Source organism: Amycolatopsis iheyensis (assembly GCF_024703995.1).
GTDB lineage: Bacteria > Actinomycetota > Actinomycetes > Mycobacteriales > Pseudonocardiaceae > Amycolatopsis > Amycolatopsis iheyensis.
This window is the reverse complement of the sequence record NZ_JAMXQV010000020.1, coordinates 137,042-163,287: the sequence shown is the minus strand read 5'-3', so window position 1 is coordinate 163,287 and position 26,246 is coordinate 137,042. Positions and strand designations below refer to the sequence as shown.

The 26,246-nt window shown below is 72.7% G+C and carries 25 protein-coding genes; 15 read left to right on the top strand and 10 right to left on the bottom strand.

Annotation, left to right across the window (positions count from 1 at the left end):
• Positions 1–66: 66 nt before the first annotated feature.
• A complete protein-coding gene (locus tag M8542_RS33255; protein WP_257924264.1) occupies positions 67–849 on the bottom strand; it encodes an IclR family transcriptional regulator in 783 nt (260 codons plus the stop codon).
• Positions 850–1,044: 195 nt separating this feature from the next.
• Here M8542_RS33255 and hutH point away from each other — a divergent pair, with 195 nt between their 5' ends.
• The 6 genes from hutH to M8542_RS50440 all read left to right on the top strand — a co-directional run bounded on the left by hutH (position 1,045) and on the right by M8542_RS50440 (position 9,157).
• Complete coding sequence (gene hutH, locus M8542_RS33250) at positions 1,045–2,571, top strand: histidine ammonia-lyase (RefSeq protein WP_257924263.1); 1,527 nt, start codon at positions 1,045–1,047, stop codon at positions 2,569–2,571.
• A gap of 2 nt (positions 2,572–2,573) precedes the next feature.
• Entirely contained in the window at positions 2,574–4,226 is a 1,653-nt protein-coding gene (gene hutU / locus M8542_RS33245; protein ID WP_257924262.1) for a urocanate hydratase, read from the top strand.
• Positions 4,223–5,419 (top strand): allantoate amidohydrolase, encoded by a 1,197-nt coding sequence (locus tag M8542_RS33240; protein ID WP_257924261.1) that lies wholly within the window; start codon positions 4,223–4,225, stop codon positions 5,417–5,419. The genes hutU and M8542_RS33240 overlap by 4 nt, the downstream gene beginning before the upstream one ends.
• Complete coding sequence (locus tag M8542_RS33235) at positions 5,416–6,759, top strand: formimidoylglutamate deiminase (protein WP_257924260.1); 1,344 nt, start codon at positions 5,416–5,418, stop codon at positions 6,757–6,759. The genes M8542_RS33240 and M8542_RS33235 overlap by 4 nt, the downstream gene beginning before the upstream one ends.
• Positions 6,747–7,892: an imidazolonepropionase gene (hutI, locus tag M8542_RS33230; RefSeq protein WP_257924259.1), complete on the top strand. Its 1,146-nt coding sequence runs from the start codon at positions 6,747–6,749 to the stop codon at positions 7,890–7,892. The genes M8542_RS33235 and hutI overlap by 13 nt, the downstream gene beginning before the upstream one ends.
• A gap of 107 nt (positions 7,893–7,999) precedes the next feature.
• Positions 8,000–9,157 carry an FAD-dependent oxidoreductase gene (locus M8542_RS50440; RefSeq protein WP_257924258.1) on the top strand — a complete coding sequence of 386 codons (1,158 nt, stop codon included), beginning with the start codon at positions 8,000–8,002 and terminating at the stop codon, positions 9,155–9,157.
• On the opposite strand, the gene M8542_RS33220 is transcribed toward M8542_RS50440, so the two are convergent.
• Positions 9,141–10,007 (bottom strand): alpha/beta hydrolase family protein, encoded by an 867-nt coding sequence (locus M8542_RS33220; RefSeq protein WP_257924257.1) that lies wholly within the window; start codon positions 10,005–10,007, stop codon positions 9,141–9,143. The two genes, M8542_RS50440 and M8542_RS33220, sit on opposite strands and share 17 nt — an antisense overlap.
• Positions 10,008–10,190: 183 nt before the next feature.
• Here M8542_RS33220 and M8542_RS33215 point away from each other — a divergent pair, with 183 nt between their 5' ends.
• Complete coding sequence (locus tag M8542_RS33215) at positions 10,191–10,991, top strand: poly(ethylene terephthalate) hydrolase family protein (protein ID WP_257924256.1); 801 nt, start codon at positions 10,191–10,193, stop codon at positions 10,989–10,991.
• A gap of 150 nt (positions 10,992–11,141) precedes the next feature.
• Here M8542_RS33215 and M8542_RS33210 read toward each other — a convergent pair whose 3' ends face one another.
• Positions 11,142–12,551, bottom strand: a complete 1,410-nt coding sequence (locus M8542_RS33210; RefSeq protein WP_257924255.1) for a carbon-nitrogen hydrolase family protein — start codon at positions 12,549–12,551, stop codon at positions 11,142–11,144.
• 237 nt (positions 12,552–12,788) lie between these two features.
• Here M8542_RS33210 and M8542_RS33205 point away from each other — a divergent pair, with 237 nt between their 5' ends.
• Together M8542_RS33205 and M8542_RS33200 are read left to right on the top strand one after the other, a co-directional pair.
• Positions 12,789–13,913 (top strand): inorganic phosphate transporter, encoded by a 1,125-nt coding sequence (locus tag M8542_RS33205; RefSeq protein WP_257924254.1) that lies wholly within the window; start codon positions 12,789–12,791, stop codon positions 13,911–13,913.
• A gap of 8 nt (positions 13,914–13,921) precedes the next feature.
• Complete coding sequence (locus tag M8542_RS33200; RefSeq protein ID WP_257924253.1) at positions 13,922–14,143, top strand: hypothetical protein; 222 nt, start codon at positions 13,922–13,924, stop codon at positions 14,141–14,143.
• Here the strand turns inward: M8542_RS33200 and M8542_RS33195 are convergent.
• Positions 14,125–14,868, bottom strand: coding sequence for a hypothetical protein (locus M8542_RS33195; RefSeq protein WP_257924252.1), 744 nt, complete (start codon positions 14,866–14,868; stop codon positions 14,125–14,127). The genes M8542_RS33200 and M8542_RS33195 overlap by 19 nt on opposite strands.
• Entirely contained in the window at positions 14,865–15,074 is a 210-nt protein-coding gene (locus tag M8542_RS33190) for a hypothetical protein (protein WP_257924251.1), read from the bottom strand. The genes M8542_RS33195 and M8542_RS33190 overlap by 4 nt, the downstream gene beginning before the upstream one ends.
• A 26-nt stretch (positions 15,075–15,100) precedes the next feature.
• Between M8542_RS33190 and M8542_RS33185 the strand changes: the two genes are divergently transcribed.
• The 3 genes from M8542_RS33185 to M8542_RS33175 are packed head-to-tail and all read left to right on the top strand — an operon-like array spanning position 15,101 to position 18,069.
• Positions 15,101–15,826, top strand: coding sequence for a dienelactone hydrolase family protein (locus M8542_RS33185; RefSeq protein ID WP_257924250.1), 726 nt, complete (start codon positions 15,101–15,103; stop codon positions 15,824–15,826).
• 21 nt (positions 15,827–15,847) lie between these two features.
• A complete protein-coding gene (locus M8542_RS33180) occupies positions 15,848–17,398 on the top strand; it encodes a sensor histidine kinase (protein WP_257924249.1) in 1,551 nt (516 codons plus the stop codon).
• Positions 17,395–18,069 (top strand): response regulator, encoded by a 675-nt coding sequence (locus M8542_RS33175; RefSeq protein ID WP_257924248.1) that lies wholly within the window; start codon positions 17,395–17,397, stop codon positions 18,067–18,069. Before M8542_RS33180 ends, M8542_RS33175 begins: the two co-directional genes overlap by 4 nt.
• Here the strand turns inward: M8542_RS33175 and M8542_RS33170 are convergent.
• Positions 18,014–19,153, bottom strand: coding sequence for an FAD-dependent monooxygenase (locus tag M8542_RS33170; protein WP_257924247.1), 1,140 nt, complete (start codon positions 19,151–19,153; stop codon positions 18,014–18,016). The genes M8542_RS33175 and M8542_RS33170 overlap by 56 nt on opposite strands.
• A 51-nt stretch (positions 19,154–19,204) precedes the next feature.
• Here M8542_RS33170 and M8542_RS33165 point away from each other — a divergent pair, with 51 nt between their 5' ends.
• Positions 19,205–19,738 carry a TetR/AcrR family transcriptional regulator gene (locus tag M8542_RS33165; RefSeq protein WP_257924246.1) on the top strand — a complete coding sequence of 178 codons (534 nt, stop codon included), beginning with the start codon at positions 19,205–19,207 and terminating at the stop codon, positions 19,736–19,738.
• 114 nt (positions 19,739–19,852) lie between these two features.
• Here M8542_RS33165 and M8542_RS33160 read toward each other — a convergent pair whose 3' ends face one another.
• The 4 genes from M8542_RS33160 to M8542_RS33145 all read right to left on the bottom strand — a co-directional run bounded on the left by M8542_RS33160 (position 19,853) and on the right by M8542_RS33145 (position 24,813).
• Entirely contained in the window at positions 19,853–20,629 is a 777-nt protein-coding gene (locus M8542_RS33160) for an ABC transporter permease (RefSeq protein ID WP_257924245.1), read from the bottom strand.
• Positions 20,626–21,540, bottom strand: a complete 915-nt coding sequence (locus M8542_RS33155; protein WP_257924244.1) for an ABC transporter ATP-binding protein — start codon at positions 21,538–21,540, stop codon at positions 20,626–20,628. Before M8542_RS33155 ends, M8542_RS33160 begins: the two co-directional genes overlap by 4 nt.
• 70 nt (positions 21,541–21,610) lie before the next feature.
• Positions 21,611–23,986: an ATP-dependent helicase HrpB gene (gene hrpB, locus M8542_RS33150; protein WP_257924243.1), complete on the bottom strand. Its 2,376-nt coding sequence runs from the start codon at positions 23,984–23,986 to the stop codon at positions 21,611–21,613.
• On the bottom strand, positions 23,983–24,813 hold the full coding sequence (locus M8542_RS33145; RefSeq protein WP_257924242.1) for a glutamate ABC transporter substrate-binding protein: 831 nt from the start codon (positions 24,811–24,813) through the stop codon (positions 23,983–23,985). The genes hrpB and M8542_RS33145 overlap by 4 nt, the downstream gene beginning before the upstream one ends.
• An 88-nt stretch (positions 24,814–24,901) precedes the next feature.
• On the opposite strand from M8542_RS33145, the gene M8542_RS33140 reads away from it, so the two are divergent.
• Entirely contained in the window at positions 24,902–25,408 is a 507-nt protein-coding gene (locus M8542_RS33140) for a MauE/DoxX family redox-associated membrane protein (protein WP_257924302.1), read from the top strand.
• Between the two features lie 72 nt (positions 25,409–25,480).
• Positions 25,481–26,221: a DsbA family protein gene (locus tag M8542_RS33135; protein WP_257924241.1), complete on the top strand. Its 741-nt coding sequence runs from the start codon at positions 25,481–25,483 to the stop codon at positions 26,219–26,221.
• The last annotated feature ends 25 nt before the right edge of the window (positions 26,222–26,246 follow it).

Genomic DNA, 26,246 nt, shown 5'->3' with positions numbered 1-26,246 from the left:
ACGGTAATAACCCAGCGGAGTGGAATCGAGCCGTTCGGTGACAGTTGCCCCGATCGCACCAGCGCGTCAGCCCGGGTGGCCGCCGATCCGGCTGGTCAGCTCGGCCGCCGTGGCCGCCACCTCGGACGCCAGCTCGGGCCAGGTTTCCGTGCACGGTTCCGCCGCGCAGTGGTGGCGAAGGGTCACGCTGATCGCGGCCATCGGGCGGGCGCCGTGGTCGAAGACGGCGCTGGCCACCGAGGCGAAGCCGGCCGTTACGTGGCCGTCCTCGACCGACCAGCCCAGGCGGCGCTCGGCCGTCAACGTGCGGCGCAGCTCGGCCAGAGTGGCGGGGCCGCGGCCGGTGCGGAGCACGAACGCCGACGCCGCGGGGAACAACGCCCGCACGTGCGGGGCCGGCAGGTGCCGCAGGATCGCCCGGCCGGACGCGGTGAGCTGACCCGGCAGCCGGACACCCACCTCGGTCACCAGGGTTTCCGGTCGCGCGGGGCGCTCCTTGATCAGGTAGAGCGACTCGTTGCCGTGCAGCACGCCCAGGTGCGCGGTGTGCCCGACCCGGTCGACGAGCTTGCGCAGCAACGGCCCGGCCAGCCGTTCGAGCGGGTCGTGCCGCAGGTAGGCCGAGCCGAGCTCGAACGCGGCGATGCCCAGGCCGTAACGGCGTTCCGCGGGCAGGTGCACGACGAAGCCGGCGGCTTCCAGCTCGTTGAGCAGGTGATAGGTGGTCGACCGGGGGAGGCCGGCCTCACGCGCGATCGCCGCAGCGGTCACCGGGCCGGGCCGCGTGGCGAGGAGCCTCAGGACCGCGAGCCCGCGACGCAGCGCCGGCACCTCACTGCTGTCACCCACCGAACCTCCCAGCCGAATGCGCCCCAATGTGGCGTTGGGTGCGTTGGACGCACCGAACGCCACATTGGGTGCGCTGGATGCACCCAACGCCACATTGGGGCGCTTGGGGCCAGGGTAGTCCGGGTGTCTGGGATGCCAGACAGAACCACTCCATGGGCTATCCCACCAGCGGGAAGGACGTTGTCCAATGGGCCCATGCCGGAAACAGTGCTCCTGGGCTCCGAACCCTTGACCGCCGCCCAGGTCGTCGACGTCGTCCGCGGCCACGCGCCGGTCGGGCTCTCGGACGCGGCCGAGAAGAACCTCGCCGCGACCCGCCAGCACATCGAAGACCTCGCTCACGCCGTCACCCCGACGTACGGCGTCTCGACCGGCTTCGGCGCGCTCGCCACCCGTCACATCCCCGTCGAGAGCCGGACCGCGCTGCAGCGCAGCCTGATCCGCTCGCACGCCGCGGGTGCCGGGCCGGCCGTCGAGACCGAGGTCGTCCGCGGGCTGATGCTGCTGCGGCTGCGGACCCTCGCCAGCGGCTACACCGGCGTCCGGCCGGGGACCGCGCAAGCGCTTGCGGCCCTGCTCAACGCCGGTATCACGCCGATCGTCCACGAGTACGGCTCGCTCGGCTGCTCCGGCGACCTCGCGCCGCTGGCCGCCGTCGCACTCGCGCTCATGGGCGAGGGCGAAGTGACGTACCGCGGAGAGATCCAAAAAGCCGGAGAAGCGCTGAAGCAGGCCGGCATCGAGCCGGTCGTCCTCGCCGAGAAGGAGGGGCTCGCCCTCACCAACGGCACCGACGGCATGCTCGGCATGCTCCTGCTCGCCGCCGCCGACCTGCACCGGCTGTTCGACGTCGCCGACATCACCGCGGCGATGAGCGTCGAGGCGCTGCTCGGCACCGACCGCGCCTTCGCCGCCGACCTGCAGGCCCTGCGCCCGCACCCCGGCCAGGCGACGTCCGCGGCGCGGATGTGGCAGGCCCTGCAGGGCTCGAAGATCGTCGAGAGCCACCGCGGCCCGGACTGCAACCGCGTCCAGGACGCCTACTCGCTGCGCTGCGCCCCGCAGGTCCACGGCGCCGCGCGCGACAGCCTCACGCACGCCGAGCTGGTGGGCGACCGGGAACTGATGTCCGCTGTGGACAACCCGGTCGTGCTGGCCGACGGCCGCGTCGAGTCCAACGGCAACTTCCACGGCGCGCCCGTCGCCTACGTGCTGGACTTCCTGGCCATCCCGGTCGCCGACGTCGCCAGCATCGCCGAGCGCCGCACCGACCGGATGCTCGACAAGGCCCGCTCGCACGGCCTGCCGCCGTTCCTCGCCGACGACCCCGGCGTCGACTCCGGCCACATGATCGCCCAGTACACGCAGGCCGCGGTGGTCAGCGAGCTCAAGCGGCTCGCCGTGCCAGCGTCCGTCGACTCCATCCCGAGCAGCGCCATGCAGGAAGACCACGTCTCCATGGGCTGGTCGGCCGCGCGGAAGCTGCGCAAGGCCGTCGACGGCCTGACGACCGTGCTCGCCATCGAGCTGCTGACGGCGGCCCGCGCGCTCGACTTCCGGGCGCCGCTGGAGCCGTCGCCGGTCACCGGCCGCGTCCGGGACCTGCTCCGCACCAAGGTCGCGGGCCCCGGCCCCGACCGGCACCTGGCGCCCGAGATCGCGGCCGCCGAAGAACTCGTCCGCTCCGGCGCCGTCCTCGACGCCGCCCGTCTGGAGGTCTGAGAATGTCCCGCGTCGTCCGTGCCGCCCGCGGCACCCAGCTCACCGCCAAGTCGTGGCAGACCGAAGCCGCGCTGCGCATGTTCCACAACAACCTCGACCCCGAGGTCGCCGAGCGCCCCGAGGACCTCGTCGTCTACGGCGGCACCGGCAAGGCCGCCCGCAACTGGGCCAGCTTCGACGCCATCACCCGCGAACTGACCACTTTGGACGACGACGAGACGCTGCTCGTCCAGTCCGGCAAGCCGGTCGGCGTGTTCCGCACGCACGAGTGGGCGCCGCGCGTCCTGCTCGCCAACTCGAACCTCGTCGGCGACTGGGCGACCTGGCCGGAGTTCCGCCGCCTCGAGCAGCAGGGCCTGACCATGTACGGCCAGATGACCGCGGGTTCGTGGATCTACATCGGCACCCAGGGCATCCTCCAGGGCACCTACGAGACGTTCGCCGCGGTCGCGAAGAAGAAGTTCGGCGGCACCCTGCGCGGCACGCTCACCGTGACCGCCGGCCTCGGCGGCATGGGTGGCGCGCAGCCGCTCGCCGTGACCATGAACGACGGCGTCGCGCTGGTCATCGAGTGCGACGCCCAGCGCGCGCAACGCCGCGTCGAGCACCGCTACCTCGACGAGGTCTCCGGCGACCTCGACAACGCCATCGAGCGCGTCACCCGCGCGAAGCGGGAGAAGCGGCCGCTGTCGGTCGGCGTCGTCGGCAACGCCGCCGAGATCCTGCCGGAGCTGCTGCGCCGCGGCGTCGAGGTCGACATCGTCACCGACCAGACGTCCGCGCACGACCCGCTTTCCTACCTGCCCAAGGGCATCAGCGTCGAAGACTGGCACGACTACGCGGCCAAGAAGCCCGACGAGTTCACCGACCGCGCTCGCGAGTCGATGGCCGAGCACGTCGAGGCCATGCTCGGGTTCATGGACAAGGGCGCCGAGGTCTTCGACTACGGCAACTCCCTGCGCGGCGAGGCCAAGCTCGGCGGCTGCGAGCGCGCGTTCGACTTCCCAGGCTTCGTGCCCGCCTACATCCGCCCGCTGTTCTGCGAGGGCAACGGCCCGTTCCGCTGGGCGGCGCTCTCGGGTGACCCCGAGGACATCGCGGCCACCGACCGCGCGATGCTGGAACTGTTCCCGGAGAACGAATCCCTCGCGCGCTGGATCAAGCTGGCCGGCGAACGCGTTGCCTTCCAAGGCCTGCCGGCGCGGATCTGCTGGCTCGGCTACGGCGAACGGCACCTGGCCGGCCTGCGGTTCAACGAGATGGTCGCCAGCGGCGAGCTGAAGGCCCCGGTCGTCATCGGGCGTGACCACCTCGACTCCGGCAGCGTCGCCTCGCCGTACCGCGAGACCGAGGGCATGGCCGACGGCTCCGACGCGATCGCCGACTGGCCGCTGCTCAACGCGCTGGTCAACACCTCGTCGGGCGCCAGCTGGGTGTCGATCCACCACGGTGGCGGCGTCGGCATGGGCCGCTCGATCCACGCCGGCCAGGTCAGCGTCGCCGACGGCACCGAGCTGGCCGCGCGGAAGCTCGAGCGCGTGCTCACCAACGACCCGGGCATGGGCGTCATCCGGCACGTCGACGCCGGCTACGAGCGCGCGAACGACGTCGCCGACGAACGCGGTGTGCGGATCCCGATGCGGGACCAGGCGTGACGGCTTCGGGGCTGTTGGCCGAGATCGGCGACGTCGGGCGCGACCCGAAGCGCGGCGGCTACTCGCGCCACGCCTTCGACGCACCCGAGAACGACCTGCGCGCGTGGTTCAGCGAGCGCGCGCTCGGCCTCGGGCTGGACGTCGACACCGACCACAACGGCAACATCTGGGCCTGGTGGGGCCCGCCGGGCCCGGACGCCGTCGTCACCGGCAGCCACCTCGACTCCGTTCCCGGCGGCGGCGCCTTCGACGGGCCACTCGGCGTCGTCAGCGCGCTGGCCGCGGTGGAAAACCTGCGGGACAAGGGGTTCCGGCCGGCCAAGCCGTTCGCCGTCGTCGTGTTCGCCGAAGAGGAGGGCGGCCGGTTCGGTGTCCCGTGCCTCGGCTCGCGGCTGCTCACCGGCACGATCGACGCGGACAAGGCGCGTGGGCTGCGGGACGCCGACGGCGTGACGTTCGCCGAGGCGGCCGCGCGCTCCGGCTTCGACCCGGCGCTGATCGGCCCCGATCCCGAGCGGCTCGGCCTGGTCGGGAAGTTCCTGGAGCTGCACGTCGAGCAGGGCCGCGGGCTCATCGACCTCGGCGCGCCGGTGGCCGTCGGCAGCACGGTGATCGCGCACGGGCGGTGGCGGTTCTCCTTCGAGGGGCAGGGGAACCACGCCGGCGCGACGCTGCTGGCCGACCGCGCCGACCCGATGCTGCCCGCCGCCGCGACGGTCACCGCGGTCCGGCGGCTGGCGGCGGGCGTCCCGGACGCGCGGGCGACCGTCGGCCGGCTGGTCCCGACCCCCGGCGGCACCAACGTCATCGCGTCCACTGTGGACCTCTGGCTCGACGCGCGGGTGCCCGGCACCGCCACTCCGGCGCTGGTCGAGGACATCACCCGCGTCGCGGAGGCCGCCGCTAAGGAAGAGGGCTGCCGGGTCACCGTCACCCGTGAGTCCTATTCGGACGACGTCGTGTTCGACGACACGCTCCGGCGCGACCTCGGCGGCTGGCTCGGCACGCCGCCGGAGCTGCCGACCGGGGCCGGGCACGACGCGGCCATCCTCGCCGGGTTCGTCCCGGCCGGGATGCTCTACGTGCGCAACCCGACCGGGATCAGCCACTCGCCGGAGGAGTTCGCCGAGTCCGACGACGTCGAGGCCGGCGCCGCGGCGCTGGCCACGGTCCTGGAGCGGCTGGCGCGATGACCTTCAGCCCGCGGGGGCGCCCCCCGTTTCCAGCCTATCGCCCGGCACCGACAGTTTTCTGGTGCGAACAGGCCTGGCTGCCCGGCGGGATCGCGTCCGGGGTCCGGATCGACGTCGCGGACGGCCGGATCACGAGCGTGACGCCCGGTTCGCCGCGCGCCGGGACCGTGCTGGAAGGACTGACGTTGCCCGGCTTCGCGAACGGGCACTCGCACGCCTTCCACCGCGCGTTGCGGGGCCGGACGCACCACGAACGCGGCACGTTCTGGACGTGGCGCGAGCGGATGTACTCCCTGGCGTCCCGGCTCGACCCGGACACGTACTACCGGCTGGCCCGCGGGGTCTACGCCGAGATGGTCCTGGCCGGCTACACGAGCGTCGGCGAGTTCCACTACCTGCACCACGCGCCGGGCGGGAAGCCCTACGCCGACCCGAACGCGATGGGTGCGGCGCTGCGGCAGGCCGCGGCGGACGCCGGGATCCGATTGACCCTCCTGGACACCTGCTACCTCGCGGGCGGCATCGGCGTCGAACCGGACGAGGTCCAGCGCCGGTTCTCCGACGGCTCGGCGACGGCGTGGGCTGCCCGGGGGGCCGAACTGGCGGAGGACGAGCTGTTCCGCGTCGGCGCGGCGATCCACTCGGTGCGGGCGGTGCCGGCCGCCGAGTTGTCGCTTGTGGACAGTGCGCGGGTCGTGCACATCCACCTCTCCGAGCAGCGCGCCGAGAACGAGCAGTGCCAGGTCGCCTACGGCTGCACCCCCACGGAACTCCTTTACCAGCGCGGAGTGCTGACCGACCGGCTCGTCGCCGTGCACGCCACCCACCTCACCGGGCAGGACATCGACCGGCTCGGCGCCGCCCGGGCTCGCGCGTGCTTCTGCCCGACCACCGAGCGCGACCTCGGCGACGGCATCGGCCCCGCGCGCGAGCTGCGGGACGCCGGGGTCCGCCTGGGCATCGGCAGCGACAGCAACGCCGTCGTCGACGCCTTCGAGGAGACCCGCGCGCTGGAGCTGGACGACCGGCTGGCCAGCGAGGAACGGGGCCGGTTCACCGCCGAGGAGCTCCTCGAAGCCGGCACCGATCACACCGCCGTCGGCTGGCCCGAGGTCGGGCGGCTCGCGGAAGGCGCGGGCGCCGACCTGGTCACCGTCGGGCTGGGCTCCGTCCGGACGGCCGGGATCGAGCCGTCCGGCGTGGTGTTCGCGGCCGCCGGCGCCGACGTCCGGCACGTCGTGGTGGCGGGCCGCGAAGTGGTGCGAGAGGGTGCGCACCAGCTGATCGAGCGACCGGAAACCGTCCTGGCGAAGGAGATCGAGGCACTGTGGCAGTCCTGATCACGGGTATCGGCGAGCTGACGACGAACGACCCCGAGCTGGGCCGGCTGACCGACGCGGCGCTGGTCATGGCCGACGGGGAGATCGCCTGGGTGGGCCCGGCCGGTCGAGCGCCGGACGCCGACGAGCGCGTCGACGTCGAAGGCCGCGCGGTGCTGCCCGGGTGGGTCGACAGCCACACGCACCTCGTCTTCGCGGGCGACCGCACGGCCGAGTTCGAAGCGCGGATGGCCGGAAAGCCTTACACGGCGGGTGGAATCGCCATCACCGTCGGCGCGACGCGCGAGGCGTCCGACGAGCAGCTGGCGGCGAACCTGCGCCGGCACGTCGACGAGGCGGCGCGGCAGGGGACGACCTGCCTGGAGACGAAAACCGGCTACGGCCTCACGGTCGAAGACGAGGCGCGGAGTGCGCGGATCGCCGGCGAGGTGGCCGACGAGGTCACGTTCCTCGGCGCGCACCTGGTGCCGCCGGGCGCCGACGCGGAGTCCTATGTGGACCTCGTCTGTGGCGAGATGCTCGACGCGGTGGCCGGAGCCGTGCGCTGGGCGGACGTCTTCTGCGAGACGGGCGCGTTCGACGAGGCCCAGTCGGCACGGGTCCTGAAGGCCGCCGCCGAACGCGGGCTCGGCTTGCGCGTGCACGGCAACCAGCTCGGCGAAGGCCCGGGCGTGCGGCTCGCGGTGGAGCTGGACGCGGCGAGCGTCGACCACTGCACCTACCTGAGCGATGCCGACGTCGAAGCCCTCGCGGCCTCGGACACCGTGGCGACGCTTCTGCCCGCGTGCGACCTGTCGACCCGGCAGCCCCTGGCCCCGGCGCGGCGGCTGCTGGACGCGGGCGCGACCGTTGCGCTGGCCAGCAACGCGAACCCGGGCAGCTCGTACACGACGTCGATGGCGTTCTGCGTCGCGACGGCGGTGCTGCAGATGCGGATGACGATCGAAGAGGCGGTCTGGTCGGCCACCGCGGGCGGCGCGAAGGCGTTGCGCCGTGAGGACGTGGGCTTCCTGCGGCCCGGTGCGCGAGCCGACGTCCATGTCCTCGACGCGCCGTCGGTGACACACCTGGCTTACCGGCCGGGTGTGCCGCTCACGTACTCGGTGTGGCGCGCCGGAGATCGGGTGCGCTAACGTCGGAAGCGAGGACGCGCGAAGACACAGTCCGGTATGGGTTAGTCCGGGCAGCACCAGCAGGCTCACCTGTGCGTCCCTTCCTCGGAAGCGACGAAGGGACAGCTGTGTCCGTGATCATCATCGGCGCCGGTCTGGGTGGCCTGAGCTTGGCGCGCGGTCTGCGGCGAGCCGCAATCCCGTGCCAGGTATACGAACGGGACGAGTCGCCCGGTGCGCGCAAGCAGGGGTACCGGCTGCACATCAGCGGCGTCGGCGACTCGGCGTTGCACGACGTGCTGCCGCCCGAGCTGCACGAACTGTTCCGCGCCACCGCGGGACGCGCGCTGCCGCACACCAACGTCTACGACGACCGGCTGCGGCTGCGTGCCCGCCTGGAAGACGAGGGCACGCACCTCAACATCAACCGCTTCACCCTGCGGCAGATCCTGCTACACGGCCAGGCAGTCGCCTACGGCAAGCGGTTCACGCACTACGAGACCGACGAAGACGGCGTGACCGCGTTCTTCGCCGACGGGACTTCCGCCCGCGGCAGCCTGCTGGTCGGCGCGGACGGCATCAACTCCGCGGTGCGGCGGCACTATCTCCCGCACGCCCAGGTGGTCGACGCCGGCCTCGTGCACCTCTACGGCCGGATCCCGCTCACCGCGGAAGCGCGGGCGCTGTTCGAGCCGGAGATGTTCGCGGTGTTCTCGATGATGGTCGGCCCGGATCGCACGATGGCCGGGTTCGCGCCGGTCGACTACCCGGAGCCGGTCGCCCAGGCGTGCGCGCGGCTCGCGCCGGACCTGCGGCTGCGCGACGACGAGCCGTACATGACGTGCTCGGTCGGGGCGCGCTGGGAAGTCGTCGGCCACACCGAGGCGGAGCTCGCCGCGATGACCCCCGGCGACCTGCGGAAGGTCGCGCTGGGACTGGTCGACGGCTGGCACCCGCTGGCGCGGGCGATGGTCGAGCACTGGGACGTCCCGGCGACGTTCCCGCAGCCGATCCGCACCAGCATCCCGATCGAGCAGTGGGAGCCCTCGCGCGTGACACTCGTCGGCGACGCGATCCACGCGATGAGCCCGGCCGGCGGCGCGGGTGCCAACACCGCGTTGCGTGACGGTGCGGTGCTGGCTTCCGCGCTGGCCGGATCCCCGCCGCTCGACGCCGTGGCGGCCTACGAGTCCGCGATGGTGGCGTACGGGTTCGACGCCGTGCGGGAGTCCGCCGAGAACGGGCGGCGGTACCTCGGCCAGAACCCGCTCACAGCGGAAGCGTGAACGGCGTGCACTTCGGCGTGTAGGACGCGTCGAGCGCGTGCAGGATCAAGCCGGTGACGTTCGGGTCGACCGCCTGGCTCAGGTGCCCCGAAGCATCGGAGGAGCAGAAGTCCTGCAGCACGATGTCCGTCGCGCCCGGCTCGTTCATGATCCCGCTCGTGTAGGGCGTCACGACTTCGTCGTACTTGCTGACGATGTTCGTGTACGTCGGCCCGGCGACGTGCACCCCGCCGCGGCCGAGGTCGTCCAGGAAGGCCGACGGCGCCAGGTACTCCTTGCACGAGCCGCACGCGGTCCGCAGGACCAGGTCGAGGCCGGGGACGGTGGTCAGCAGCGCCTTCGCCAGCTTGTCGAGGCCGCCGAGCGTGGTGCCGCGGTAGTTCGCGCCGAAGCCGACGAAGTGCGCGACCTTCGCCGCGCCGCCGTTGTACTTCAGGTAGTACGCCGGCATGGTGCTGCCCTCGGAGTGCCCGACGATGTCGACCTTCGCCGCCCCGGTCGTGGATCGCACGCGATCGACGAACCGGCCGAGCTGCGCGGCGCTGTCCCGCATGGACGCGAGCCCGCCGACGCCGGGGCCGAGGATCCCGGTGCCGTAGGTCAGCCAGAAGACGCAGTACCCCTGGGCGGCGATCTTCGGCGCGTGGAAGAACCAGTTGACGGTGTCGTTCGCGCCGAGGCCGTGCACGAGCACGACCGGCTCCGGATGGGCGGCGCCCGGCCGGCAGCCCCAGTCGTTCCAGCCGTTGCTCGGCGCCGCGTCCGCGACCGCCGGCGCGACCGCGCCGAAGGTGAGCGCCGCGGCGAGCACGGCCAGGGTTCGCTTGACACCGCCGTTGGTGACCCGCATTCCGACTCCTCCAGTTACCCGTCAGTAAGTGATGCAGGTCATGGTGCGTCACAGGTCGGGGGAGACGACCTGGGAGAACGCTCAGAGATGACGGCGGTTCTTTGTGTCGGATCACAATCAGGCCGCCCGGCTCGCCGTCCGATCATGTTCTTGACTGTTCCGACGACGTGACAGGGAGAAGACATGCGACGGCTGTGGCTCGTGGCGCTCTTGACGGCTCTTTTCGTGGTGCCCCAACCCGCGCAGGCGGCGCCGGTGGACTGGGCCGAGCCGGGCCCGTACGCCGTCGTCAGCGAGGCCCTCGACGCGACCCACACCGTCTTCCGCCCGGCCGACCTCGGCACCGGCACGCACCCGGTGATCGTCTGGGGCAACGGCACCGGCGCGGTGCCGGCGGTCTACGCGGGGCTGCTGCGCCACCTCGCGTCCTACGGCTTCGTCGTCGCGGCCGCCGACACGACGAACTCCGGCACCGGCCGGGAGATGCTCGACGGCGCCCGCACGCTCATCGCGGAGAACGCCCGGCCGGGCAGCGCGTACTTCGGCCGGATCGACACCGCGCACGTCGGCGCCACCGGGCACTCCCAGGGCGGCGGCGGGGCCATCGCCGCGGGCGCCGATCCGCTCGTCACGACCACCGTCCCGATCGAGCCGGGACCGCAGGGGTCCGTCGGCGCCCTGCACGGCCCGGTGCTCTTCTTCGGCGGCCAGTTCGATGTCGTCGTCCTGCCGGGGTTGCTGGTGATCCCGCGCTACTACGCGGCGTTGCACGTGCCCGCCGTCTACGCCGAGCTCGCCGGGGCCACTCACTTCACCCCGGCCGGCGACGGCGGCGGCTTCCGCGGCGCGCTCACCGCGTGGTTCCGCTACTGGCTCGCGGGCGACTCGCAGGCGCGCGGCGTCTTCTTCGGGCCTGCCTGCATGTTGTGTGCGGACCCGGCGTGGTCGAAGGTGCTACGCAACGCCAAGGCGCTCGAAGTCTGACGACTTCCGCGCGCCCGCCGCGATCCCGGCTGTAACGACGCCGCGCTCACCGCGTGGTTCCGCTACTGGCTCGCGGGCGACCAGCAGGCGCGCGGCGTCTTCTTCGGGCCTGCCTGCATGTTGTGTGCGGACCCGGCGTGGTCGAAGGTGCTACGCAACGCCAAGGCGCTCGAAGTCTGACGACTTCCGCGCGCCCGCCGCGATCCCGGCCGCCGCGATCAGCCCGCACAGCCACGCGAACCAGTCGCCGAAGCGGGCGTAGAACGTGTGGCCCGGTCCGAGCGGGACGTCGGCGACGACGACGGTGAACGGCCGGCCGCCGGTGTGCGCGTCGGCCAGGACGTGGCCCTGGGCGTCCGCCAGCATCGGCGTGCCCCGGGCCGCGCTCCACGCCACCGAGAAGCCGTTCTCGACGCCGCGGATCAGCGCCGTGCGGCTGTGTTCCCAGCCGTCGACGTCCTCGTCGGACGCCGGGATCAGCACCAGGCCCGTGCCGGCGTCGCCGTAGTCGCCGCTCGGGTTCGCGAAGTTGACGTCCATGCACACCATCAGCCCGATCCCGGCCACGCGGGCGAGCTCCGTGCCGGAGGCGATGTTCTTCGAATCCCCGTTGTGCCACTTGCGGTATTCGACCGGCGCGCCGGACGGCGGCACGGCGAGCGCGGCGTTGAACCGGCCTTCGGCGGTGGTGTCGAGGACGCCGGTGACGACGTCGAGGTCGCGGACCCGGGCGACGTCCGCGAAGGCGTCGACGAGCTTCGGTCGGCTGGCCGGGTCCACCGCGAACGCCGCCTCCGGGAGCACCACGGCCCGGACGCCGTCCGGCAGCCGCCGGATCTGGTCCACATAGGACTGGACCAGCGCCTGGCCGTCCGGGGTGGCGACGTCGACCGCCCAGCGGCTCTGGCCCGGCGCGACCAGGGCGATCCGCGTCGACGGCCCGGCGGGCGCCGGGAGGCTCCAGAAGACGAGCCCGCCCAGCACGGCGGCCACGGCCACCAGCCCGGTCAGCCGCGATCGGGCGCGGACCCCGGGGGCGAGCGCCGCGGCCACCGCGGCCGCGACGAACAGCACCAGGAACTCCACACCCCAGCCGCCGGTGACCGCCGCGAGCCGCAGCACCGACGGCCGGTCGGCCTGGGTGGTCATCAGCGTGCCCATCAGGCCGGTCGGGTTGAGCAGCGAGACGACGTACAGCGCGACGGTCCACAACGCCGGCGCGGCGAGCGCGGCCAGGAACCCGTGGTGCCGGCGGACCAGCAGCCGGAACAGGCCGGTGGCCAGCGCGAACAGCAGCGCGCTGCCGCCGAGGATGGCGATCGCCGCCGGCCGCGGCACCGCCTGCGAGTGCCAGAAGTAGCTCCAGCTGCCGCAGCTGCCGGCGAGGTAGGCGGCGAACGCGCAGCCGAGCGCGGCCGCGCCGGGCACCCGGGGCGCCAGCAGCAGGACCGGCAGCGGCGCGAGCCAGGCGAGCTCGGGCACGGGGTCCAGACCAGTGCCGAAGAAGAACAACACCGCCGACGCCGTCGTCGCGACGACCGCCCACCCCAGCTTGTGCATCGCTGCCCCTTTCGCCCGGCCTCGACGGTCGCAGGCGGCCGGGGGTGGCGGCACTGGGCCAGGCCCCCGGTTCGGAGGTCGGGTCAGCCCTACCGTGCCGGAATTGCCGTATATGCGAGGAAAGCGCTTACCGGTTCATTGAGAGTTCAGCCAGCTGTCACGCCTTCGGGATCGGTCGCCGGGCACCCGCTGGGTAGCGTTTTTTCGCGCAGTGACTTCGGGACGGGAGAGCCAGGCATGGACTTCTCACTGATCGTGCTGGTGGTGATCGTCGCGGCACTGGCCTTCGACTTCACCAACGGCTTCCACGACACGGCCAACGCGATGGCCACGTCGATCGCGACCGGTGCTCTCAAGCCGAGAATCGCGGTCGCGGTGTCCGCGGTGCTGAACCTCGTCGGCGCGTTCCTCTCGGTGGAGGTCGCGAAGACGATTTCGGGCGGGATCGTCGACGACACCAAGGTGACGCCGGTGATCATCTTCGCCGGTCTGGTGGGGGCGATCGTCTGGAACCTGGTGACGTGGCTGATCGGGCTGCCGTCGAGCTCGTCGCACGCGCTGTTCGGCGGGCTGATCGGCGCCACCTGGATCGCCTCGGGCTCGGACGCCGTCCACTTCGGGAAGGTCGTCGAAAAGGTCCTGATCCCCGCGCTGGCCTCGCCGATCGTCGCCGGGATCGTCGCGACGCTGGGCACCTTCCTCGTCTACCGGATCACCGCCCGCGCCAAGGAAGGCACCGTCGGCAGGACGTTCAAGGCCGGCCAGATCGCCTCGGCGTCGCTGGTCTCGCTCGCGCACGGCACCAACGACGCGCAGAAGACCATGGGTGTCATCACGCTGACGCTGATCGCGTCGGGCTCGCTCGCGCCGGGCTCGAACCCGCCGATCTGGGTCATCCTCACCGCGGGCGCGGCGATCGCGCTGGGCACCTACCTCGGCGGCTGGCGGATCATCCAGACGATGGGCAAGAAGCTCACGGAAATCCAGACGCCGCAGGGGTTCGCGGCCGAGACCAGCGCCGCGGCGGTCATCCTGACCTCGGCGCACCTCGGGTTCGCCCTCTCGACGACGCACGTCTGCTCGGGCGGCATCATCGGCTCGGGCCTGGGCCGCCGGCTCGCCGAAGTCCGCTGGGGCGTCGCCGGGAAGATGGTCGTGGCCTGGGCGCTGACGCTGCCCGCCGCCGCGATCGTCGGCGCCATCGCCGCCGAGGTCTCGACGCTCGGCAGCTGGGGCACAGTCCTGATCGGCATCGCCGGGGTCGTCGTCGCGGTGGGCATCTACCTCGCGTCGAAGCGGAACCCGATCAGCGCCAAGACCATCAACGAGCCCGAACCGGCCACGCAGCCGGCCAACGCCTGAGGAGCGCCGTGCACATCGATTGGGGTTCCCTCGGTCTCGTCTTCGTCGTCGCGCTCGCTTCGGTGGTCGTGCTGACGAGCCTGTTCTCCTTCGGGGTCGTCGGGCTCTCGCAGCGCGAGTCGGCCCGCGAGTCGGGCGCGTCCGGCACCGGCCCGCTGGCCGGGGCGGTCATCTGCTTCGCGCTGTGCGCGGTGATCGTCGGCTACGGGATCTACTTGATCGTCGCCTGAGCCCGCTCCCGGAGCCCGTCCGGGAGCCCGCCGAGCATCGGGGCCAGCGTGCCCCGGCGCTCGGCGCTCAGGTGGTTCAGCAGGTCCAGCGCCGGGGTCCAGAGGTCTTCCTCGGCCCCGGCGGCGGTGATCACCCGGCCGAGCCGGTGCGCCGGGAGCAGGCCGACGACGTGGTCGACGCGGCTCTTGTCGTCGAGCACGAACGCGATCCGCAGCAGCCCGGCGTCGTCGATCTCCTGCAGGGCCCGGCGCACGGTCGGGTCCGGCAGGTGCCCGACGAACCGGCCCAGGGTGATCCAGTCCGCCTTGCGCGCCAGCTCGTTCGCCACCGCGAGAACGGTGTCCAGCGGGATGCGCGAGATGATCGCGCTCGCCCGCCGCGGGTCGAGCTCGGCCGCGACCTCGGCGAGGAACCGCGGGTGCAGCCGCTTGGCGACGTCGACGCCGCGCGCGACGTCGACCACCCCGGCGATCCGCGCGCACAGCAGCGGGCCGAACACCTTCTCCGCGATCTTGGCGAGCACCCCGCCGGGCAGCAGCCGCGCGGCCAGCGCCATCCGCTGCAGCACGGCGATGTTCGCGTCGAACAGCGTGTTCGTGACCTGCTCGCGGAACGCCTGCAGCTCGCCGGCGTCGACGCGGGCGAGGTACTCGAGCCGCCCGGGCTCGACGCCGAGCACGCGGGCGAGCTTGAGGATCTCGGCTTCGGCCTCGTAGTTCGTCACAGGCCCACGGCCTTCCGGACCGCGCCGCGCAGCAACGCCGGGACGTACTTCAGGCCCTCTTCGCCGGCTTCGGCGAGCGCTTTCGCCTGCCTCCGGCGCGCGTCGCGAAGCGCGTCGGCGAGGTCCTGTCGTTCGTGCTCTTCGAGAGCCTCGATGCCCTCGGGGAGGGTGCCGCCCAACTGATCGGCGAGTGTGCGCTCGGCCATGGTGGATCATCATGCATCATGCGGACATGAGCATCGAGACGTCCACGATCCGTGTCGGCGAACTCTCCGCGTACCTGGCCCGCCCGGCCGGCGGGTCGCGGTCGGGGATGCTGCTCCTGCCGATGATCACCGGCATCGGCGCCCAGGTCCGGGCCTGGGCCGACGAGCTGGCCGAGCGCGGGATCACCGCGTTGACCTGGGACGTCTTCCACGGCGCCAGCACCGACAACACCTCGCGCGAAGACCTCGGCGCGAAGCTCGGCGAGCTGCGGGACGAGCCCGCGCTGGCGGAGCAGACGGCGTTGCTCGACCATCTGCTCGGCGACCTCGGCTGCACGTCGGCGGGGGTCATGGGCTGGTGCCTCGGCGGCCGGTTCGCGTTGCTGCTCGGGGCCCGTGACCAGCGACTTTCCGGGGTCGTCGCCTATCACCCGACGGTCCGCGACCCGGCGCCGCCGAACCACGAGCTGGACACGGTCGATTTGTCGACCCGGATCACGGCGCCGGTGCTCGTCGCCTACCCGGAGGCCGACTCCGTCGTCTCGCACGAGACGTTCGGCCGCCTCCAATCGGCGCTGCAGTCCCGGGCGCGGGGCGCGACGTTCACCCAGCACTTCCCGGGCGCCGAGCACGGCTTCAGCGACTCGGCGCGGCACGGCACGGCGGTCAACGCCGAGGCGTTCGCGCTGTCCTGGCCGCAGACGCTGGCGTTCGTCGACACCTTGACTTTCGGCAGTGGTCCGGCGCGTTGACCTGCTTGTAGCTTCGAACCCGTGCGAGAGGTGACGAAGCGCCGGTGGCGCGTGGTGCTGGACGTCGCCCTCGGGCTGTTCCTGGCGTTCATCGTCGTGACCGACGCGGTGGGCGAGCGGACCTGGGAGCTGGTCGCCGGGCTCGTCGTCGTCGCGGGATCGGTCGCGACGGCCCGCCGCCACCCCACCGTGTCGCTGGGCATCGCCCTGGTCGGGACGCTCGCCGTCCCGTTCCCCTACGGCGACCGCGTGCCGGTGTGGACGGTGTTCGTGCTGGTCGCGATGAGCTACCAGGCCGCGCTGCGGATGCCGCGGGCCCGGCCCGGCCTGCTGATCGGCGGGGCCGTCGCGCTGGTGGGTGTGCCGGTGTCGCTGCTCGTCGCGCCCGACGGCCTCGGCGACTGGGCGTCGATGATGGCGATCCTGGTGTTCGCCGGGCTGTCGCCGTGGCTGCTCGGCCGGTACGTCCGGATGCGTGGTGAGCTGGCCCGCTCGGGCTGGCGGCGCGCCGAGGAGATGGAAAGCCGGCAACGGCTGGTCGGCGACCGGGCGCGGCTGCGCGAGCGCGCGCGGATCGCCAGCGACATGCACGACTCGCTGGGCCACGAACTGAGCCTGATCGCCGTCCGCGCCGCCGCCCTGGAGGTCGCGGGCGGTCTCGACGACGCCCAGCGCGACGCGGCCGCGCAGCTGCGGACCAGCGCGGCGACCGCCACCGAGCGGCTGCGCGAGATCATCGGCGTCCTGCGCGAGGACGCCGCGCCGGTCGAGCCGGTGCAGGGCGACCTCGACGAGCTGATCTCGCGGGCGCGGGCGTCCGGGCTGCTCATCGACGCGGGCGTGGACAGCTCGCTGGCGCCGCCGATGGTCGCGCGCGCCGCTTACCGCGTGGTGCAGGAATCGCTGACGAACGTGGCGAAGCACGCGCCGGGCGCCGCGGCGACCGTGCGCGTCACGAGCACGGACTCGGAAACCCGGGTCAGCGTCGTGAACGTGGCGCCGCCCGCCGGGCCGCTGCCGGGGGCCGCGTCCGGGAAGGTGGGGCTGATCGGGCTGCGCGAGCGGGTCCGGCTCGTCGGCGGGACGCTGCGGACCGGGCCGCGGGCCGGCGGGTTCGCCGTCACCGCGACGCTGCCGCACGACGCCGCGCCGGCCGAGGAGACGCCGGAGGCCGCCGAAGACTCGACGTCCGCGCGGGCGCTGGAGCTGGCGCGACGGGACGTGCGGCGGAGCCTGATCTACGCCGTGACCATCCCGCTCGCGCTCTTCGGCGTGCTCCTCGCGGTCAGCGGGATCGCGTTCCTCTACCAGTGGAACTCCTCCGAGCTGCCCGCCGCGGCGTACGACCGGATGCGCACCGGGCAGGCGCGCGCCGACCTGGCGCCGCAGCTGCCGGAGCACCAGCGCGCCGCGCGCCCGACGCGGGGCGAGCCGCCGCCACCGCCCGGCGCCGCGTGTGAGTACTACGGTGCCGGAAGATCGTGGCTGAACGACGACTACGCCGCCTATCGGCTTTGCTTCGTCGACGGGAAGCTGGTTTCGAAGGACTGGTTCAGCGAGGGGGCGAAGTGATCAGGGTCGTGCTGGCCGACGACGAGGCGATGATGCGCGCGGGGGTGGCGGCGATCCTCGGTGCGGACGCGGGCATCGAGGTCGTCGCCGAGGCCGCCGACGGGCGTTCGGCGGTTTCCCAGGCGCTCGCGACGCACCCGGACGTCGTGCTGCTGGACATCCGGATGCCGGGGCTGGACGGCCTCGGCGCGGCGGCGGAGATTCGCCGGCTGCTGCCCGCCACCGGCGTCATCATGCTGACCACTTTCGGCGAGGACGAGTACATCGAGCGCGCGTTGGGGCTCGGCGCGGGCGGCTTCCTGCTGAAGTCGGGCGACCCGCGCGAGCTGCTGGCCGGCATCCACGCCGTCGCCGACGGCGCCGCGTTCCTCTCGCCGAAGGTGGCGCAGCGGGTGATCGCGCGGCTCTCGGGCGGGCAGCTCTCGCGGGCCGCGGCGGCCAGGGCGAAGGTCGACCTGCTGACCCCGCGTGAACGGGAAGTGCTGACGCTGCTGGGTTCCGGACTGTCCAATGCGGACATCGCGGCGAAGATGTTCGTCGTCGAGGGCACGGTGAAGGCGCACGTGAGCACGATCCTGACCCGGCTCGGCGCGAAGAACCGGGTGCAGGCGGCGATCACGGCGTACGAGGCGGGGCTGGTCGGGGGAGACGCGGAGGCTGCCAGCCGCTGATGCTCCGGCCGGCGCGCGCGGTCAGCTTCGTCGGCACGAGCCGCAGCAGGTTCATTCTCGCGGCCGTCAGAAGCGGGCTGGTGACCTGCGGCCCGGCCTTGCCCGCCCGGACCGACGCCCGCGCGACCCGCTGGCTGCGGGGGCGCCGTTCGGCGTCGTAACGGGCCAGCGCCTGGTCGACGTCGTCCACTGTGGACACGCTGTGGGCGAGCACGACGGCGTCCTCGAGGGCCTGGCAGCCGCCCTGCCCCAGGAACGGCGGCATGGCGTGCGCGGCGTCGCCGAGGAAGGCGACCCGGCCGCGGACGTAGGTCTCCAGCGGCGTCGCGAGGTGGAAGAGGTCGTGGTAGAGCACGGCTTCGGGCGGGGTCGCGTCGATGAGCGCCGGGATCGGGTCGTGCCAGTCGCCGAAGTGCTCCTTCAGGTACGCCTTGAGGTCGGCCGGCCGGGTGTCGGGCTTCGTGACGAAGGAGACCCACCAGTAGACGTCGTCGCCGGTCAGCGGGAGCACGCCGACCTCGGTGCCGGGTGCGAAGGTGGTGCTCAGCCCGAGGCCGGGGTGCTTCGCGACGCCGCGGAAGGCCGCGCTGCCGCTGTAGACCGGTTCGGGGTGGTGCGGGAAGAGCCGGCGCCGGATCGGGCTGCGAATGCCGTCGGCGGCGACGACGAGGTCGGCCTGGAGTTCGCCGTTCACAACGCCGTCTTCGGTCACTTCGGTGACCTCGGTGCCGGTGCGGAGGGCGTCCGCGGGGAGGGCGTCGAGCAGGCCGGCGATGAGGTCGGCGCGGTGGATGCCGGTGAGCGGCCGCCCGTGGAGCCGCCGGAAGCCATCGGCGTCCCAGTGGGCGACCCACCGGCCGCGGCGGTCACGGAGGCCGCCCTGCTCCTGGGCGGCGAGGTGGTCGCCGAGGTCGACGCCGAGCTCGTCGAGGCAGCGCAGGGCGTTCGGCCAGAGCGAGATCCCGGCGCCGACGGCGCCGAACTCGGGCGCTTGTTCGAGGACGGTGACCGTCCAGCCGGCCCGGTGCAGCCCGATCGCGGCCCCCAGGCCACCGATGCCCCCGCCGACCACTACTGCTCGCATGACTCCTCCTCTACATCTGTAGAGGACTCTACACCTGTAGAGTGCTTTTCCGTGGACCGTCTGGCTGTGATCGGCGACGCGGCGATCGAGGTGATCGCGGCGTCGGGCCTGCGCGGGCTGACGCACCGGGCGGTGGACCGTTCGGCGGGGCTGCCGTTGGGGTCGACGTCGTACTACGCGCGTACGCGGGCGGCGCTGGTGTCGTTGACTTTCGCGCGGATTCTCGAGCTGGACCAGGTTTCGCCGCGGCCGGGTGGGCTGGCGGAGTCGATCGCGGGGTACGTGGCCGACGCGCTGGGGCCCGGCCGGACCCGGATGCTGGCGCGGTACGAGCTGGCGTTGGAGGCGACCCGGCGTCCTGAGCTGCGCGCGCAGTACGACTCGGGTGGGGCGATGATCCGGCGGTTGGCCGCGGAGGTGCTGGCGGCGGCTGGGTCTTCGTCGCCGGAGCGGCATGCGGCTTTGGTCGTGGATTGGATGGACGGGACGATCTTCGGTGCGCTGGCTGGTGCTTCGGCTCCGCCTTCGCGGGCTTCGCTGGTGATCAGTGCGCGGGAGATCTTGGCCGGGATCGGGTTGGCCTGAGCCTCACCTGGCCAAGCGCCCCAATGTGGCCTTCGGTGCGTCTGACGCACCGAAGGCCACATTGGGTGCGTCAGACGCAACCAAGGCCACATTGGGGCGCTTGGGAACCCGCGCTCAGGCGTCCCGGCGGCGCAACACCGCCGCACCGGCCACCAGCGCCACTCCGGCCCAAGCCGCGCAGATCGCCAGCCCCACCCAAGGCACATACGGCGCCGGCGCCATCGTGATCGGGTTCGGCTGGCCCGCCTCGACCATCGCGTTCACCCCCGCGATGCCCGGGAAGTACGGCACCAGCTCCGGCAGCCCCAGCGAAGCCACGATCAGCGGCAGCGGCACCAGCAGCACGATCACCGTCACCAGCGTCCCCGCCGCACTCCGCAGTGCCCAGCCGACTCCCGTGCACAGCAGTCCCAGCAACGCGAAGTACCCTCCCATGCCCGACGCCGTGGTAAAAGCCGCCGAGAAACTCGCCGGGAGGCCGTGGCCGGATTTCACCGCGGATCCCAAAGCCATGCCCGCGCAGGAAACGACCACGCCGTAAACGAAGAACACCGGCAGCAGCACCGAAGACTTCGCGAGGACCACCCGAGAGCGGACCGGCGTCCACAGCAGCGTCGAGCGGATTCCGCCGCTCGCGTACTCGCTCGTCACGAACAGCGTCGCCGCCGCGATCACCGCGAACTGCGTCAAATAGAACCCGCCGCCCAGGGCGATGGTGTTCGCCGCCTCGGGGTTGTCGTCGAAACGCTGGGCTATGCCCGACAGCGTGCTGTAGCCCAGCATCAACGCCGCCCCCGTGATCAGGCACCACCACGTCGCCCGGACCGACCAGAACTTCGTCCACTCCGCCGCCACCGCGCCGGACACGCCACCCGTGCGCACCGCAGTCATGCCGACACCCCGTATTCCACCGAAGAAGCAGTCAGCTCCATGTACGCCTGCTCGAGCGACGCCGTCCGCTCGGCGAGCCCGTGCACCCGGACCCCCAGCTCGTGCACCAGATCGCCGACCCGCGTGACGTCGACCCCGTCGACCACCAGCTCGTCCGGCTCGCCGGGGTGCGTCGACCCGCCTTCGGCGCGCAACCGCGCCTCCAGCGCGGCGCGTTCCCCCGCGGCCGGGACGCGGACCGCGACCGTCGTGCGGGAGTTGCCCGCGATGAACTCCGCCACCGGTGCGTCGGCGAGCAGCTTTCCCTTGCCGATCACCACCAGGTGGTCGGCCGTCAGCTGCATCTCGCTCATCAGGTGGCTCGACACGAACACCGTGCGCCCCTCGGCCGCCAGCGAACGCATCAGCTGCCGCACCCAGCGGACGCCGTCCGGGTCCAGGCCGTTGACCGGCTCGTCGAACATCAGGACGCCGGGGTCGCCCAGCAGCGCCCCCGCGATGCCGAGCCGCTGGCCCATGCCGAGCGAGAACTGCCCGGCCCGCTTGCCCGCGACGTCCGAAAGCCCGACGGTCGCCAGCACCTCCTCGACGCGGCTCGACGGGATCCCGTTGCTCTGCGCCATCGCCTTCAGGTGCTTCCCGGCGCTGCGGCCGGGGTGCAGTGCCTTGGCGTCGAGCAGCGCGCCGACCTCGCGCAGCGGGTGCCGCAGCTCGGCGTACCGCTTCCCGCCGACGAGCACCTCGCCCGCCTGCGGATGGTCGAGCCCGACCGTCATCCGCATGGTCGTCGACTTCCCGGCGCCGTTCGGCCCGAGGAACCCGGTCACCTGACCGGGTTCGACGTCGCAGGTCAGCGCGTCGACGACGGTCTTCTCCCCGTAGCGTTTCGTCAGTCCCCTGAGTGTGATCATGGGAAGGAGTCTGCGGCGCGCGGGGGTGCGCGGACATCGGACGACGGTCGTGGGCCGCCCCCGACTTTCGTCAGGTGCGGCGGCGGGTGTGCCGGGTCGGGGCGGCCGTGGCCGGGTCCTCCGGCCACGGGTGCTTCGGGTAGCGGCCGCGCAGGTCGGCGCGGACGGCCTGGTAACCGCCGGCCCAGAAGCCCGCGAGGTCGGCGGTGATCGCGGCGGGCCGGCCGGCGGGGGAGAGCAGGTGCAGCACGACCGGGACGCCGGCCAGCGTGGGCGTCTCGGTCCAGCCGAAGGTCTCCTGCAGCTTGACGGCGAGCACCGGCTGGTCACCGCGGTAGTCGACGCGGATGTGCGACCCCGACGGGACTTCCAGGCGGTCCGGGGCGAGGTCGTCGAGCTTCGCCGCCTCCGGCCACGGCAACAGCGCCTTCAACGCCGTCCCCGCGTTGAGGTTCGCGAGGTCGGCCTTGCGGCGGGCACCCGAGAGGTCGAGCCACCTGTCCACATCGGACAGCAAGGTGGTGTCGTCCACCGCGGGCCACGGGGCGCCCACGACGCGGTGGAGGAAAGCCATGCGCTCGCGGAGCCGGGTCGCGTCCTGGCTCCACTTCAGCAGGCCGAGGCCGTTTTCGCGGAGGCCGGTCACGAGGGCGTCGTGGACATCGGCGTCCGGCAACGGTTTCGAAGACAGTGTGATCGCGCCGAGCTTCCGGACGCGCTGGGCCACCACATCGCCGTCCCAGCTGACCTCGTCCACTTCGGACACTCCGGCGACGCGGGTGGCGAGCCGTTCGTCGGCGGCCGCGGCGAGGCGGATGGTGCCGTGGACCCGGCCGGGATCCCGGGTGGCTTCGGCGACGGCCAGCCATTCGGCGTCGAGCCCGCTGCCCGGCGGGAGCTCCGCCGCGGTGCCGCCGGCCATGAGGTACACGGGCGCACCGCCGGGACGCCGTCGCGCGAGCCGCTCGGGGTGCGCGAGCGCGACGACCAGCGCGGGATCCTGCTTGCCTGCACCGGCAACGAGCTTCGAAAGACGCTGCACTTCACGCTTCCACCGCCGCGCGGGTTTGTCACCCGCCGACCGCAACCGGCGCAGCTCCGCCTCGACGTCGGTCAGCTTGGCGCCCGCGTCCAGCAGGGCCACCACCTCCGCCGCGTTCCGGGCGCCGACCTCCGAAGCGCCGTCGAGCAACGCCCGCGCCAGCCGGGGGTGCAGGCCCAGGCCGGCCATCCGGCGCCCGCGCTCGGTCACCACGCCGTCCGCCGTCGCGCCCAGCGTCTCGAGCAACGCCCGGCCCGCCGCCAGCGCGCCCTCACCCGGCGGGTCCCACCAGGCCAGCCCGCTCCCGTCCGGTGTGGCCCAGCACGCCAGCTCGAGCGCCAGCCGGGCCAGTTCCGCTGTGCGGATCTCCGGCTCCGGGTACGCCGGCAGCAACGCCTGCTCGTGCGAAGCCCAGCAGCGGTACGCCCGTCCGGGCCCCTCGCGGCCCGCGCGGCCGGACCGCTGCGTCGCCACCGCGGCCGACACCCGCACCGTCGCCAGGCCGGGCAGCCCACGCCGGTGGTCGACGCGCGGCACCCGCGCCAGGCCCGAATCGACCACGGCCCGCACGCCCGGCACGGTCAGGCTCGACTCGGCCACCGCCGTCGCCAGCACGACCCGACGCCGGGAACGCGGCCGCAGCGCGTCGTCCTGGTGCGCCGCCGACAGCCGGCCGTGCAGCGGCAGGACGTCTACATCGGACAGCGAAAGCAAGCCCGCGGTCCGCGCGATTTCACCCGCGCCCGGGAGGAAGGCGAGCACGTCGCCTTCGCCGGAAGACAACGCCGTCCGCACCGCCCGCGCGACGCACGCCTCGATGCGCTCGCCTCGCGCGGGTGGCAGGTAGGAGAACGAAACGGGGTAGGTCGGCGCCGTGGCGGTGAGCACCGGAGCGTCACCCAAAAGTGTGGAAAGACGGCCGGACGCCACCGTCGCCGACGTCGCCAGCAGCCGCAGGTCGTCACGCAGGCCCGCGCGAACGTCCAGCAGCAGCGCCAGCAGCAGGTCCGCGTCCAGGTGCCGCTCGTGGCACTCGTCGAGCAGCACCGTCGACACGCCGGGCAGCTCCGGGTCGCCCTGGACGCGCCGCACCAGCAGCCCCGACGTCACGACCTCGACGCGGGTCCGCGCCGACACCTTCCGGTCGCCGCGAACGGCGTACCCCACCGTCTCGCCGACCGGCTCGCCCAGGATCGCGGCCATCCGCGCCGCCGCGGCCCGCGCCGCCAGCCGCCGGGGTTCGGCGACGACGATCCGGCCGGACCCCGCCGAAGCCAGCGCCAGCGGCACCAGCGTCGTCTTCCCCGTGCCGGGCGGCGCGACGAGCACCGCGGTGCCGTGGTCGTCCAGCGCCGAAAGAACTTCGGGCAGGACGGCGCGAACGGGCAGGTCGGGCAGCTTCACTTCGCGGTGACCTCGGGTGGGGCGGGCAGCTGGTAGCCGGACGGCCCGATGTTCGCGTTGAGCGAGCGCAGCCACTCGCCGGAGGAGATCATCTTGCGGATCGCGTCGTCGACCGCGTTCACGCCCTGGCCGTCGCCCTTGCGCAGGCCGACGCCGTAGCTCTCCTTCGAAAACGGCTTCCCGACCACCTTCAGCAGCTCCGGGTCACGCGCGACGTACCCGGCGAGGATCACCCCGTCGGTCGTCACCGCGTCGATCTGCCCGGCGAGCAGCGCCGTCACGCAGTCCGGGTACCGCGGGTACTCCACCAGCTGCACGGCCTGGGCGAACCGGTCCTTGACCTGCTGCGCCGGCGTCGAGCCGGTGACCGAGCACAGCCGCCGCCCGTTCAGCGCCTCCGGCCCGGTGATGTCGGGGGAGGTGCGCCGCACCAGCAGGTCCTGGCCGGTGGTGAAGTACGGCCCGGCGAACGACACCACCTGCTTGCGCTTGTCGGTGATCGAGTACGTCGCCACGACCAGGTCGACCGCCCCCGAGGTGAGGTCCGTTTCCCGCGTCGCCGACGTCGTCTCGCGCCACGTGATGTCCTTCGCCGCGACACCCAGCTCCGATGCGACGAAAGTCGCGACATCGACGTCGAACCCGACGAACCGGCCGTCGACGGTGTGCTCGGAAAGTCCCGGCGCGTCGAACCGGATGCCGATGGTCAGGTGATCCGTGGCACTGGCCCTGGTCACCAGCGAGTCGGTCGGCGAAACCTGGGCCGGGCCGCACGCCGACGCCGTGACCAGGAGCAACGCCGGGATCAGGAGTCCGCGCCACCGCATCCCGCCCCTCCCTCCACCACCGCCGTGCCCTCACGAAGTTCTCAGGTCCTCCCGTTAGCCTAAGTGCGTGGTGCGACCGTCCCAACCCGTGCTGGACGCCGTCGGCACGCTCGCCCGGCTCGGGCTGGCGGCCGTCTGGCTCGTTTCCGGTGCGCTGAAGCTGGCGGACCCGGGCCAGACGTTGATCGCCGTCAAGGCCTACGACGTGCTGCCGGACGCACTCGCCAACGTGGTGGCCATCGCGCTGCCGCTCGTCGAACTCGTGCTCGGGCTGTTCCTGCTCGCGGGCCTGGCGACCCGGTGGGTCGCGGGCGCCGCGCTGGTGCTGTTGCTCGTGCTCATCGCCGGGATCGCCCAGTCGTGGGCGCGCGGGCTGAGCATCGACTGCGGGTGCTTCGGCGGCGGTGGCCAGGTGGCGGCGGGACAGACGGAGTACCCGCAGGAGATCCTTCGCGACTCGGGGTTCGCGCTGCTGGCCGTGTGGCTGCTGGCGCGTCCGCGCACTTGGCTGTCGCTCGACGGCTGGCTGGCGCGAGGTCGCGGGAACTCCACCGAGCCCGAGGCCGACTACTCGGGTATCGCGGAAGGGAACTGATTCACAGTGGGTGGAGCTGAGCGGACCGCTCGGAAGCGTCGTCAGGCGGCGCAGGCCGGGGGAGCCAAGGCGGTGGCCCAGGCCAGGGGCGCCTCGACGGACACGCGGAAGTGGGTCATCGGGATCGCGGCCGTGGTCGTGGTGGCCGCGCTGGTCATCGGCGGCGTGATCTGGACGATCTCGGACAAGAACAAGACCGAGGGGCAGACGATCACCCCCGGCGGCGGCACGTCGCTCGCGACGGACGTCGTGCAGAAGCGCGACGGCGTGGTCGTCACCGTCGGCAAGCCGGGCGCGAAGGCCTCGATCGACGTCTACGCGGACTTCCTCTGCCCGATCTGCGGGCAGTTCGAGAAGACCTACAAGACCCAGATCGAGCAGGCGGTCAACGACGGCAAGCTGCAGGTGCGCTACCACATGGTGCCGCTGCTCAACGACCGTTCCGACCCGCCGGGCTACTCGCTGGACTCGGCGAACGCGGCGCTCGCGGCGGCCGACGCCGGCAAGTTCGTCCAGTTCCACGACGCGCTGTTCGCCAACCAGCCCGAAGAGGGCAAGCGCGGCTATGACAAGGCGCAGCTGGTCAAGCTCGGCGGCGACGTCGGCATCACCGACCCGAAGTTCTCCCAGACGGTCAACGCCGGCACCTACGACCAGCAGATCAACGCGGCGTTCCAGCAGATCGAGAACGACCCGAAGCTGGTGCAGGACTTCGGGAACGGGCAGAGCGGCTTCGGCACGCCGACGGTCGCTTCGAACGGCACGATCGTGTCCTGGCAGGACCCGAGCTGGCTCGCGAAGGTCACCGGCTGAGTCCGGGCAATTCGCCCACTCGGGT